Below are 12,773 nucleotides of genomic sequence, written 5' to 3' on the forward strand. Positions count from 1 at the left end.
CTAATCCTTTTCACCAAGTATCAAGTCAAATAAATCACCTAAATTCTTTTTCTCTTTATCTGGTTTTTGTTCCGTTACTTCTTCCTGCATTGAGTGGGATTTGATTTTCTCTGCTAACTCACCTATGGTTTTGCACTCGTAGAAATCTTTCACCAGCAGTTCACATTGAAACTGTTTTTTTATTTTGGAACGAACAATCAATATAGCTAAAGAATCCACTCCAATATCAGAAAGACTATCATTGGCAGTAAGCCCTTCCTTTCCAATGGTCTCATAAATAATCGCCATAAACTGTTCCAATATAGGATCTTTGCTTACCTCAGTTTTTCCTTGTGCTCCCTCTCTATTGCTGTAATCTTTTTTCTGTTCCTGGTCTGTACGTATTCGTTTCGTTCTATGAGAATAAGCTGGACTTCTTTTGCCCTCTTTCATGCCGAATATAATACCACTTTCTCTTCGTAATCCACTGCTGCCTCCGCTAAGAGTACGCACATTATATAGTCCCGCTTTTACAAAAGCATTCTTCCAGCCCTCCTCGTCCAGCACAAAACTAGTATCCTTTCGCAAAGGGTCGTTTACATAATTCCACCATCCAGGTGAGTAGCCAAAAATCATCTGTTCTATGTCATGAAGCCAAAAAGACTGCACCATAAAAATCCATCCTAGCGGCTTTAGGAAATCCTTTAGATTTTCAAGTACCTCCACAATATTAGAGGTTGCCTGTATGACATCTAAACCTAACACGATATCAAAATACCCTTCGCCAAGTGGAACTTCACTTTCTCCGCTTTCAATATTTAATACAGTAAAGTTCATATTCCTGAACTTTTTCTCTTCTGCCTTCCTTTTTCCCTCATTTACAAAGCTGCCTCCAATATCCGTAAACCAGTATTCTACATCTTGTTCTTTTAACTGTTCCATTAATGGCCAGGTCATTCTTCCTGTTCCCGAACCAATTTCCAGTATTCGAAGCGTACCATTCGTAGACTCTGCAATCTGTTTAACGATTTCAACGGTCTCATCTCGGTACAAATCTTTCATGGTAGTATTTGGTGTTCTTTGATAAACCTGTTCTAACATGTCAAAAGAACCTTCTGGATACAGTATTTCATTTCCTTGCTTTTGCCCAGTAAATACTTCCTTGTAACAGCTGGCACAATCGGATAACAATTCCATATAAGCCTCAAACTGTGGAAATTTTCCTTTTGCTTCTTGCAAAATATTTTCCTTACAGATATCATAAATCTCCTGATGAAATGTAACCTTTGTTTCTTCTAATTCTACAGCTTTTCTTTTTTCCAGTACTCTAAGGAGAAAACGGAAAAATGGAATATATCCTTCAATTATTTCAAACATTTGTATCAGATCTTCAATGGAATATGCAACATTTACTTTTACTTGTTTTCTAGTAAAGTAAGCGGCTGCTTCGTAAACACATAAGTCATCAAATGTCTGTTGTAATCCATCATATTCTCCAATTAATTTGACACCTTCCTGCAAATCCATCTTTTCATCCATTTTTTTAAAGGAATCCCAATTCTCTGATTCAATGGAAATAGCTGATTTTAATGGATAATACTGGCCTAATTTATTAAAATAGTGTTTTTCAAAAGAATACGACGGCAAACTTATTTTTTCTTTATCTTCATCCAAAAACATGTCTGAATACTCAAATTTTATACCGCATTTCCATAACTCTCCTGCCATTTCCAAGAAGCTTAAATATTCCTCTTTGTCATATCTTTGTCCACCCAGTGCAGGTATGACAACTGTTTTTTCCATATCCATAGTCATTTGCTTTACAAGATTAGTTAAAACATGATTTCCTCCCACTTCTATGCAAAATGTTTTATCATAAAGTGCTTCTTCCTTTAATACTTCTTGATAGCCTTGGTAAAACTCTACCATTCCACTCATCTGGGCAATCCAGTAATCTGAATGTGATATCTCATTTTTTTCAATCTTTCTTCCATAATAAGTGGATACCATATTGTAATTTCCAGTACAAAACTGTACACCATTCAGAATCCTTAAGTATTCTGTTTCAATCTTTCTAAGGTGTTTGGTATGATATGGTTTCTGCACATTTAGTACTTTATAGGAAATCTCAGCCTGGTCTAATGCTTCCATAATCTCATTTCCATGAACCTCCAAAAAACTTAAGGTATATCTATCCTTTGTATTATGAACTGCAATGGTACAAGCTGGCGGCAATATAGCTTGCAGCTTTTCCCTGCTGCAATTTACCCCTATCATCATTCCATTTTCCACAGTCTGAATCATTTCATTTCTTATATAGACTAGTTTTAATCCCTCTTCCAAAGAAAATATTCCATTATACATTGCCATTGCATACTCGCCCAAACTATGCCCAATGAGTAAATCTGGTTTTATTCCGAGCATCTCTAATGTTTTTGCAATACAGTAGCTGACCGATACGATATTTAGTGCGTGATGTGACGGATACTGGGATACAAAAAGATCGACCTCACCATCCGTAATTGTTAATACAATATCCCTGCACTGCGTATAGAACTTTTGAAAAATAGTACTTTTTCCAAACATATCAAGCCCCATACTTTCATAGTCTGAACCCATACCAGGAAACATAAATACGATTCTCTTTTTTATCATAGATTTCTTTATGTAATATGGAGTCGACTTATACAGAATCTCTCCTTGTTCTGATGCAACCAGATATCGTCTATGCTTATAATGTGCTCTGGCACAAAGTGCTGTATATGATGCTTTCCCCAAAGAATTCTGCTGGTTTTCCAAAAATTCTTCTAAACTTTCTGTATTACGTTCCAGAGCGGATAGACTTTTTCCAGTTACACATAACAAAACCGGCAACTTGTTTTCTGGCTTATTTGTACCTCTATACTCTTCTAAAATTACATTTGCATTGACCCCTCCCATTCCAAAAGAACTTATCGCCCCATGCAATAAACGGCCTTCCTTTTTTAAGATTACTGGATGGTCTGCAATTTCCAGAATGGAAGAATTTTTAAGTTCCTCATTTCTTTCTGCTATATTAATCCCTGGTGGGACGATTCCATGCTGCAAAACCAGTGCTCCCTTTATAAGTCCTGCAATACCTGCAACCATATTCAAGTGTCCATAATTACTTTTTAATGCTCCAAGTAAAATAGGTTTCTCTAATTCTGCATCTTCATAAACTGCTTTTAATGCACTTAACTCTACAGCATCACCTAATGGCGTTGCCGTTCCATGAGTTTCGATAAAATCCATTTGATCTTTTTGTACACCTGAATCTGATAACGCCCCTTCTAAAACCTCTATCTGTCCTAAAAGACTTGGTGCTGTAAATCCGACCTTTCGATTGCCATCATTACCAATTGCACTTCCTTTGATTACAGCATAGATATGATCTTTGTCTTCTTTTGCATCTTCTAACCGCTTTAATACCACCATAGCAACACCATTTCCAGGAACCGTACCAGAACCATCTTTATCGAATGCTCTAACGACACCATCTCTTGACAACAACCCATCAACTACACCATATATGTCCTGATTCGGATATACATTAGATCCACCTGCTAACATTACATCTGCTTCTCCGTTTCTTAGAAGGTTACAAGCCATATGAACAGCAGTCAAAGAAGTTGCACATGCAGTGAGCAGGTAAAGACATGGACCTGTTAAATTCAGTTTATAAGATACTCGTGTTACTAGACTAGAATCACTAAACTGGATACAAGACAACTCATCTTCTGCCTGAGTTGCCAGCATAATACGATTGCGATAGTCATTTTCTGGAGCACCACACACAATTCCAATTTTTCCTTTAAACTCGTTAGGAACACATCCTGCATCCTCCAATGCTTTATAAGATACTTCAAGCAGAAGCCGTTCTTGAGGTGATATGTCATTGGCTTCCACAGGATTAATATGAAAAAATTCATTATCAAAGCAAAACGGTTCTGCTATTGCACCATACGCATACTTTACTGTTTCATCTGTTTCTGCTGAAGGTCTTCTAGTAATGCAGTCCTTCCCTTGTAACATATTATCCCAGAACTCTCCAATGTTCTGAGCCATAGGAAATATGCCATCCATACCTATTATTGCAATGTCCCGGTTTTCCTTGTTGTCTGGTTCTTTCCATATAAAATTGATTTCTTCTGTAATTCTGCTTGCAAGAATATCTGGAGAGGTTTGTATAAAAAAGTGCCCGCCATCTAGATAAGAGATAGAAAAATTATCTGTCACAGTATTTAAAGTCTGAGTTTCCAGATACGAAATCTCTCTATCTTCATAGCTTGCAAATGCCCGAATCTTTGCTTTAATCTTCTTTTGCTCACTCTTATACTGTTCAACTAAACAATAATCATTTCGAATGATTGGAAAATAAACCTGTCGGAAATTCTCATTTCCTATTAATTCTCCTACTGTTCCACCAGCTCTTGTCAAATACTTAATAAGCTGTTCATCACTTAATCTGCTTACATGCTTTTCTGCCAGTTCTGGCTGCAAGGCAGTAGCAGACATAAATAATATGTCTGGAGATATTCCTAACTTTTCTTCTATTAAAACAGTCAGTTCGTAAGCAATTATTCCTCCCATACTATGCCCAAAAATGGAGAACCTGCCTGCCAGTTTTTCTTTGATCCCTTCAAAAATCTGACTTGCTAATTCTTTGGCATCATCTACTAATTTCTCGCCAAACCGGTTTTCTCGTCCTGGCAATTGTATTGGAACAACTTTTATTTCATTTCCAAATAAAGATTGCCATGTTCGATATACAGACGCACCTGCCCCAGCATAAGGAATACAAAATAGTTTATATCCATCCTCTGCTTTGCCCTTACTTTGAAATATCCACTTATTTTCCATCATTTTCACCTTTCTTAAATCAAAATAATGTCTTCTTCCTCATGTTTCTTGGATTCCATATAATCTCCAAAACTTTGTTCAGGGTTATTGCAGATAAAATCCGCAGCTTCTAAACTGGCATTTTTCAGGCACTCTAAATAATCTGGTCCAAACTTTCTTAAATCGCATACGTGGAATACCGATATGGTATCCTCAGTTTCTGTAATCATAAGAAACATCCACTCAAACCTTCTTACAACAAACACAGGACTTAGTTCCATTGCACTGGACACAGATTCCTGTTCCTGTCCTTTTATTGTCTGATAGGAAATAACATAATCACTTAAAAAGTAGCCATACTTCATACTCTTATCTCGGTTATTAAATCCTTTTGCAATACAAGAACGCATTTTCTTATGTATAGAACCTATTGTTTCGTCTTTTTGAAACTGATAGCGATTTGGAATGGCTCTTGTTAGGCATCCAATAGTTTCCATGTACTCTTTGTCCATTCTGTTTTCATATAGATAGTAAATCATAGAGTCCCAAACATGATTCACTTTTGCAAATGCCATTTGGATTATCGTTAATACAACATTAAATACACTGGTTTTCTCCTGTTTTGCAACCCTTTGAAGCTCTTTTGCATCCAGAGTATAACGAGAAAGAAAATGAGAAAAACCATTTTTCTTTGAATAATCAACAGGAAAAACAATTGGCTTATAATTCTTACATTCTTCTTCCCAATAGATTTCCTGTTTCTTTGCTTTATCTGACTGTGCAAATTCTATTTCTGCCTCCATAAAGTTCTTGTAAGAACCATGAGTTCCTGTAATGTCTTTCATTTGATTAAAATAGTGTGTTTGAAAGCCCTTTTTAATAAGTAACAAGGATGTAGCGTCTGATATGACATGATGTGTTTTAATAAAAAGTAAATTTTCAGCAGAGTTAATACAAAACAGCGTAGCTTCTATGGGCAAATTGTGAAATACATCTATATGAATTGCCGCATATTCACTGCATTTTTGTCTGGCAGCTTCCATTGAATCTGCTTGTTCTATCTGGACTTCAAAATGGTAAGTATCTAATATCTTAATATAATAGGAATTTCGCACTTTGCAGATATTTGAATGCAGTGCATCATTTTCCTTCACAATAGACTGCATACTGGATTTAACCTTTTCAATATCCACCATTCCGGTTAGCTTCAGTGCAATACAGAGATTCCACATACCATCTGGCTCCTTCTCGTAATCCATGTCTGTTTTCATGATAGTATTTGCTAAATCCGATAATGGATATTGAAAGATCCCATTGGATTTTTTTCTATCTGTTTCCATATAGTCATCCTCTCCATTTCGTATTCTACATTATTCTTTTTTTATCGCTTATATCTTACATTATAAACTTTCAAATATCTGCTTTCAACATCAAAATACTTCTTATACATCGAAAAAACTACAAAATCAAATTTTCAAATGTAAAAAATTTTATGAAACAATATCCAGAGCAGAATTCTAAGACAAAAGCCCTGACAGATGTACCTTTTGAAATAGAGGATAAAAAAAAGTCCCCTCAGTATCCAATGACAGATGCTGAAGGGATTAGCAGTTTCCCAAAACTTATAATAACATTTCTATAAACACTCCCCGTTTGTTTCGATTACAGTCTTATACCAGTATGCGGAATCTTTTAAAATCCTGTTCTGGGTTTCATAGTCTACATATATTAAACCGAATCTTTTGTTATAACCAGATGCCCATTCAAAATTATCCATAAGAGACCAGTGCATATATCCCATTACATCAACACCTTCTGATGCCGCTTTTTTCAAAGATTTCAGATAACGGTGCAAGAAATCGATTCTCTGAGGGTCGTGTACTTTTCCATCCAGACTTACCCAGTCCTGATTCGCCAGGCCATTTTCTGTTATGCATAATGGAAGCTCATAACGTTCGTATAATGCTTTCACAACGTGATAAAATCCCTCTGGTGTCACTTCCCAGTCAAAGGCTGTCTGAGGATGTCCTACTTTATGAACAACTCCCAAATCCGGTTTTCCATCTTGATAGCCTGCAGTTACTGCACTGCGGTAGAAATTAAATCCAAAGAAATCAAGCGGCTGGCAGATCGTCTTCATATCATCCTGCCCGATTTTAGGAAGCCACTGTCCCCAGAGCTTTAATCCATCTTCTGGATAATGACCTTTATAGATAGGAGTATTCCACCAAGGTTCTGAAAAACCAAAGCCAGCTTCTTCTGTACAGCGAAACATTGCCTCTTTAGCCAGGCAAATATCTTCTTTAGAGTCTGTTCTTGGTGCAATATATCCAAATACTGGAGCATAGCCAATCACCGGTTTCTTTTTCGCATATTTACGTATAACCTGCACAGCTTTTCCATGTGCTAACAGCATATTATGTATAACCTGCAATACATATGGCTGTGCCATAGACAATCCTGGTGCATGCTGTCCTACTTCATGGCCTAAAATTGCATAACACTGAGGTTCATTTAAGGTCATCCAGTTTGTAACCCTGTCCGATAAACGTTCCACAACTACTTTGGTATATTCTGCAAACCAGTCGGAACTGTCTGGATTCAAAAAATCTCCCCGAAGGAATAATTCATTTGGAAAATCCCAGTGAAATAACGTTACATAAGGCTCAATGCCATTTGCTAATAATTCATCTACTAACTGATCATAAAAGCCAAGCCCCTTTTCATTGACTTTTCCAATGCCATTTGGCAGCACTCTAGGCCAGCTGACTGAAAAACGGTATGCTTTTAATCCCATCTGTTTCATAAGCTGAACATCTTCTTTGAATCTATGATAATGATCACATGCCACATCCCCTGTGTGGTTATCTTCTACAAATCCTTTTTTATGGCTTAATACATCCCATACAGATAATCCTTTTCCGTCTTCCGTTATTGCCCCTTCAATCTGAAATGATGCTGTTGCGGCTCCCCAGGCAAATTCCTTTTTAAAACTCATATTGCCACTACCTTTCTTATTTTCTTACGCATACTTACTATACATAATTTTATAAAAAAAAGATATGGAAAATATTATTTTATTTTTGTGTTATTGCAATTTATTTGTCCTTATCAATTCTCTTACTTCCTCTAATTTAGGAGGATTGTAACATATTGGATATTTTGTGCAGGCAACTCCTGCTACTCCACTGGCATAACACACAATTTCATCATCTGTCATTTGCTTAGAAAGCCCATAAATAGTTCCTGCCTTAAAACTGTCTCCAGCACCTAAAGTGCTTTTTACTTCTACCTGAAATGGCTGGAATCTTTTTATCTCCTGTCCCTTTCTTCCATACAGGATTTCCTTTTCTCCACAAGTAATAATAATAAGTCCATCACTCTTTTCCGTATATCTTTTGTGAATTTCATATAAATCTGCATTTTCTCCATATTGTTCTTCTATAAACTGATGGGATATGGCATTGATTGCACAATGTCTGTTATAGTCACTGTCAAAATGGCAGTCAATGGTTGCATATGGTTTTCCATACTTTTTGCAGTATTCAATTACCCTTGTATCTGCTGCATCTAGGTATGGATCAAAACCTACGCATATGCTGTTTGCTACAGACTCTTCCTTTATTGGTTCATACCATGCATCCTCTCTGGAATAAAGTTTTTCCCATTCCCCAAAACTGGTCCTTTTATTGCCGCTAATAAACACAAGATCAATTACTCCACGAAACTGCGGATTGTATACCAGTTCTTCTATATCCACTTTTTTCTCCGTAAAATACGTTCGGATTATATCTGCATTTTCCGTCCCCATATGAGTTCCGCCTATTTTCAGCTTGCATCCTAACGATGCAAGCACCGAAGCAGCTGTTCCAGTTTCTCCTCCTACATGAAAATATGCCTGATCTATGGTTCCACTTCCGTCTTCCTTTGGAAATGGACCTTTTAACACATAACTTCTAGTTGTAAGTATCTGGCCATATAAATAAATATAATCCTGCATAACATTCTTCCTTTCCTTTTATAAATGTTTCTATTTTTACATTGGCTTAAAATCATCAATTCATCTGATTTGTCTCGCACCCCATTGGTAGATACTGCAAAATAATAATTAGCAATGTGTTCTATAAAATAATCTTTAGCACTGCAAGAACTATGTTTTTTACAATACTGTCTCAAATTCTTGACTGCAATTCCCTTAGTTGTCAAAGAACTATTATAAATGTATATTCCCACACATAGTATTAGTATCAGTAAAACCATGCTTTTTCTCTTTTTCATTTATTTTCCACTCCTTGCTCTATTTAAATGTAGAATCCGTAAAATTTACATAGGAGTATAGTTTCCATGAATCCGATTCACTACTTGGACTAATACTCAGTGAAGTTTCCTCAGTGGATGATGCTGATACGCTCACATTTAACGAAATTGCCTCCCATGTATGTATATACCAAGAATTCATTTTTCTAATTTATATTTTCCCTTCCAATTCCTCACTCTACACTATCTTCCTATAAAATACAACCTGATTTTTTTATTTTTTCTTTCTTGGCTTGCAATTCATGCCAGTCTGTATTAAAATGATACGGATAAAAAGATAACAAAGTGTCTGAACATAACATTGGAGGTATTTATGAAACATATTATAAGTCCATTGGATTTATCTCTAGAAGAGCTTAACGATTTATTGGAAACTGCTGAAGAAATTGTTGCTAATCCGAAACGATTTTCAGATGCATGTAAAGGGAAAAAATTAGCAACTTTATTTTATGAACCAAGTACAAGAACCCGCCTAAGTTTTGAAGCTGCAATGCTTAACATGGGAGGGAGTGTACTTGGTTTTTCTTCTGCTGACTCCAGTTCTGCTGCCAAAGGTGAAAGTGTAGCAGATACTATTCGTGTCATTTCCTGCTATGCTGACATTTGTGCCATGCGCCATCCCAAAGAAGGTGCCCCTTACGTAGCCGCACAATATGCTTCTATTCCCGTTATAAATGCGGGTGATGGGGGACATAACCATCCAACCCAGACATTAACGGATCTGCTTACAATAAAAAATTTAAAAGGAAGGCTTGATAACTTAACTATCGGTTTCTGTGGGGATTTAAAATTTGGCCGTACTGTTCATTCCTTACTTAATGCTATGGTCCGCTACCCAAATGTCAGATTTATTATGATTTCTCCTTATGAACTTCGTATTCCTGAATACCTTCGTGAAGAAGTGCTGGATGCACAGAATATTCCTTATGAAGAAACCCGTAATTTAGAAGAAGCTCTTCCAAAATTAGACCTTCTTTATATGACTCGTGTCCAGAAAGAACGTTTTTTTAACGAAGAAGATTATATTCGTTTAAAAGACAGCTACATTTTAGATAAAAAGAAAATGACTTATGCCAAAAAGGATATGCTTGTTCTCCATCCACTCCCTCGTGTCAATGAAATCTCTGTAGAAGTTGATAATGATCCAAGAGCAGTGTATTTCAAGCAGGCACAGTATGGAGTTTACATTCGTATGGCTTTAATAAAAAAATTATTGGAGGAAAATGAAACATGTTAAATATTAGCGGGTTAAACTCAGGTGTCGTAATTGATCATATTCAGGCTGGAAGAAGTATGGAAATCTATAATTACCTGAATCTGGAACAGTTAGACTGTTCCGTTGCTATTATAAAAAATGCAAAAAGCAACTGCATGGGCAAGAAAGATATGATTAAAATTGAAGGTCCGATTGCTGTTGATTTAGATAAGCTTGGTGTTCTGGATCCCAATATTACCATTAACATAATCGAAGACGGGCATATCATAGAGAAACGCCATTTAAATCTTCCATTGGAAGTTACCAATATTATCAAATGCAAAAATCCCAGATGTATCACTTCCATTGAACAGGAACTGCCACATCGCTTTAAGCTTACCAATAAGGAAAAAGGCATTTACCGCTGTATTTACTGTGAACAGTCTTTCCGTGGGTAATATGAACGAATATTTTATCTCCTATTGTTTTTACATTGGACTTATATTGGCGCTTTTAATTGGATTTGGTTTTGTTTTTTCCTTTCTTGTAAAAAGCGGCTGGAATAATCTTGGTACCAAGTTTGGTACTTACGCTTTTTTGCCTCGATTTATCGGTACCCCAGTACATGAACTAGGCCATCTGATTTTTGCAGCCTTAACAGGATCTAAGATTCACCGTATCCGGTTATTTCCCAAAATCAGTTCCAGATTACGTCGAAGTGGCGGCGGATATGTGGAATTCACGCCACGCAATGGCTTATTAGGAAGCATTTCCCGCTTCTTTAGCGGCATTGGTCCTATGGTGTTTTGTCCTTTTGTTATTATGCTGCTTATGTATGTACTTATGCCTGATCTGTTTTCTGCAATGTATATGGTATTTCAAAAACCAGAAATTCTTTCCACAGATACGATTTTAAGAACCATAGGAAACATCATTCAGGAATTTTTAAGTGCTTTTCATTTTCAAATGCTAGAAAAATGGCAGTTCTATGTCTTTTTGTTTCTGGCGGTTCCCATTGCCAATGAATGTATTTTATCTAGCGAAGATGTTAAAAATGCTGGCAGCGGATTTCTTGCAATGGCACTTGTTCTTGCAGCAGGAGGTTATATCCTTTCCTTTTTTCCATCTGCTGCTTTAGCTGTCATTCATGGGTTAGCAAAAACCTCTTCCCTTCTCATATGTGTCCTTTGCTTTAGTCTGGTTTTCAACCTGATTCACTGGATATTGGGCCATATCGTACGTTATTTATTATAATATGGCTGTTTATTGGAGCACCAGTATGATTTTTAATTTTTCAGAACATGAAATAGCCAATAGCTGCCCTTATATCTGGCCAAAGAAAAAGCAGTGGTATTTTCCTTATTGAAACCTCTGCTTTTTCTTTATGCCTTTATTCGTCAGCTGTTCAATATACCCGTTAATATAGGCAGAATCTCCTTTGTATTTTGTGATATCTTCCCCTTTGTCTGCCAGATGTATCAGTGCATTTCGTTTAATTACATTTTTTCCTCGCCAGCCACAGGAAGTCATGCTTACCTTTTCTTTAAAAAATTTGTTGTCCATTGCTGCAAACTCTGCCATTTCACCATTCATATAAGCAAGCTGTGCAAATTCCTTCACCCTGCTTTGCTCTGCCCTTAGGTTATAAGGACATTTCAGCTGGCAAAAATCACAGCCAAATACATTTCCTTTCAAAAGAGACATCTCTTGTTCACTAATTTCCTTTTTCTGAGTAATATAAGACAAACAGATATTTGGGGTAATTTTATGGGCATTGATGGATTTGCTAGGACATTCTCCATAACAGATTCTGCACTCCCCACATTCCACATAATCCCCAATCTGTTCAAAATGGCGTTTGTCACTGCTTGCAAGCTCTAAATCTGTTATGATTTCTCCCAAGAAAACATAGGAACCATATTTTTCTGTAATAATCATGTTGTTACGCCCAATAAATCCGACTCCCGCCAGATAAGCAATATAACGCTCCGGCAAAGTGTTGCTGTCTACCAATGGAATGGCATTGCCCCCCTGACTCTCAATAAATGCACAGATTTTATCTAAATATCCTCTTACTACTCTATGATAATCCAGACGTCTGGTATAGATAGAAAAACCGTTGGAATCAGACTGCCAGCAAGAATCCTCCCCTTCATAATAATAGGGAAATGCTATGGAAAGAATCGTTTTTCCATTCTCCATATAATGCATAGGATTGATTCGTTTTTCCATATCCGATTCTTCAAATTCATTCTGCAGATTCTTCTTCTGCCGTTCCATTAAAAAACCCTGCAGTTCCTCAAAACGCCTGCAGGGTATCATGCCAATCGTGTCCAGTCCCAAAGACTGGCAAAATTCAATTATTTTCTGTTTCATGATGACTGCTCCACTGCATTTTTTCCTACTTATCATATCATAGAAT

9 protein-coding genes are annotated in these 12,773 nt (G+C 36.6%); 3 read left to right on the forward strand and 6 right to left on the reverse strand.

What is annotated here, in order from left to right; all coding sequences use genetic code 11:
* The 5 genes from BMY85_RS04865 to BMY85_RS15530 all read right to left on the reverse strand — a co-directional run bounded on the left by BMY85_RS04865 (window position 1) and on the right by BMY85_RS15530 (window position 9,117).
* A complete protein-coding gene (locus tag BMY85_RS04865; protein WP_092477051.1) occupies window positions 1-4,863 on the reverse strand; it encodes a type I polyketide synthase in 4,863 nt (1,620 codons plus the stop codon).
* A gap of 11 nt (window positions 4,864-4,874) precedes the next feature.
* On the reverse strand, window positions 4,875-6,179 hold the full coding sequence (locus BMY85_RS04870) for a condensation domain-containing protein (protein ID WP_092477053.1): 1,305 nt from the start codon (window positions 6,177-6,179) through the stop codon (window positions 4,875-4,877).
* 296 nt (window positions 6,180-6,475) lie between these two features.
* Window positions 6,476-7,837 carry a GH1 family beta-glucosidase gene (locus tag BMY85_RS04875; protein WP_092477055.1) on the reverse strand — a complete coding sequence of 454 codons (1,362 nt, stop codon included), beginning with the start codon at window positions 7,835-7,837 and terminating at the stop codon, window positions 6,476-6,478.
* A 90-nt stretch (window positions 7,838-7,927) separates the two neighbouring features.
* Window positions 7,928-8,839 carry a carbohydrate kinase family protein gene (locus BMY85_RS04880; RefSeq protein ID WP_092477057.1) on the reverse strand — a complete coding sequence of 304 codons (912 nt, stop codon included), beginning with the start codon at window positions 8,837-8,839 and terminating at the stop codon, window positions 7,928-7,930.
* Window positions 8,782-9,117, reverse strand: a complete 336-nt coding sequence (locus tag BMY85_RS15530; protein WP_092477059.1) for a hypothetical protein — start codon at window positions 9,115-9,117, stop codon at window positions 8,782-8,784. The genes BMY85_RS04880 and BMY85_RS15530 overlap by 58 nt, the downstream gene beginning before the upstream one ends.
* Before the next feature lie 352 nt (window positions 9,118-9,469).
* Between BMY85_RS15530 and pyrB the strand changes: the two genes are divergently transcribed.
* Genes pyrB through BMY85_RS04900 form a run of 3 tightly spaced genes read left to right on the forward strand, consistent with a single transcriptional unit; the run spans window position 9,470 to window position 11,605 of the window.
* On the forward strand, window positions 9,470-10,393 hold the full coding sequence (gene pyrB / locus BMY85_RS04890; protein WP_092477060.1) for an aspartate carbamoyltransferase: 924 nt from the start codon (window positions 9,470-9,472) through the stop codon (window positions 10,391-10,393).
* Window positions 10,387-10,809, forward strand: a complete 423-nt coding sequence (locus BMY85_RS04895; RefSeq protein ID WP_092477062.1) for an aspartate carbamoyltransferase regulatory subunit — start codon at window positions 10,387-10,389, stop codon at window positions 10,807-10,809. The genes pyrB and BMY85_RS04895 overlap by 7 nt, the downstream gene beginning before the upstream one ends.
* A 1-nt stretch (window position 10,810) precedes the next feature.
* Window positions 10,811-11,605: a M50 family metallopeptidase gene (locus BMY85_RS04900; protein ID WP_143066322.1), complete on the forward strand. Its 795-nt coding sequence runs from the start codon at window positions 10,811-10,813 to the stop codon at window positions 11,603-11,605.
* A gap of 105 nt (window positions 11,606-11,710) precedes the next feature.
* Here the strand turns inward: BMY85_RS04900 and queG are convergent, their stop codons facing one another.
* Window positions 11,711-12,727, reverse strand: coding sequence for a tRNA epoxyqueuosine(34) reductase QueG (gene queG, locus BMY85_RS04905; RefSeq protein ID WP_092477066.1), 1,017 nt, complete (start codon window positions 12,725-12,727; stop codon window positions 11,711-11,713).
* Window positions 12,728-12,773 lie beyond the last annotated feature (46 nt).

Origin of the sequence: [Clostridium] polysaccharolyticum (genome assembly GCF_900111595.1) — a bacterium.
Classification (GTDB): domain Bacteria; phylum Bacillota; class Clostridia; order Lachnospirales; family Lachnospiraceae; genus Clostridium_AI; species Clostridium_AI polysaccharolyticum.

What these genes read in the sequence shown, in the direction of transcription:
- BMY85_RS04865 (WP_092477051.1), bottom strand. Translation starts at nt 4,863, where the DNA reads ATGATGGAAAATAAGTGGATATTTCAAAGTAAGGGCAAAGCAGAGGAT.
- queG (WP_092477066.1), bottom strand. Translation starts at nt 12,727, where the DNA reads ATGAAACAGAAAATAATTGAATTTTGCCAGTCTTTGGGACTGGACACG.
- pyrB (WP_092477060.1), top strand. Translation starts at nt 9,470, where the DNA reads ATGAAACATATTATAAGTCCATTGGATTTATCTCTAGAAGAGCTTAAC.
- BMY85_RS15530 (WP_092477059.1), bottom strand. Translation starts at nt 9,117, where the DNA reads ATGAAAAAGAGAAAAAGCATGGTTTTACTGATACTAATACTATGTGTG.
- BMY85_RS04895 (WP_092477062.1), top strand. Translation starts at nt 10,387, where the DNA reads ATGTTAAATATTAGCGGGTTAAACTCAGGTGTCGTAATTGATCATATT.
- BMY85_RS04880 (WP_092477057.1), bottom strand. Translation starts at nt 8,839, where the DNA reads ATGCAGGATTATATTTATTTATATGGCCAGATACTTACAACTAGAAGT.
- BMY85_RS04875 (WP_092477055.1), bottom strand. Translation starts at nt 7,837, where the DNA reads ATGAGTTTTAAAAAGGAATTTGCCTGGGGAGCCGCAACAGCATCATTT.
- BMY85_RS04870 (WP_092477053.1), bottom strand. Translation starts at nt 6,179, where the DNA reads ATGGAAACAGATAGAAAAAAATCCAATGGGATCTTTCAATATCCATTA.
- BMY85_RS04900 (WP_143066322.1), top strand. Translation starts at nt 10,811, where the DNA reads ATGAACGAATATTTTATCTCCTATTGTTTTTACATTGGACTTATATTG.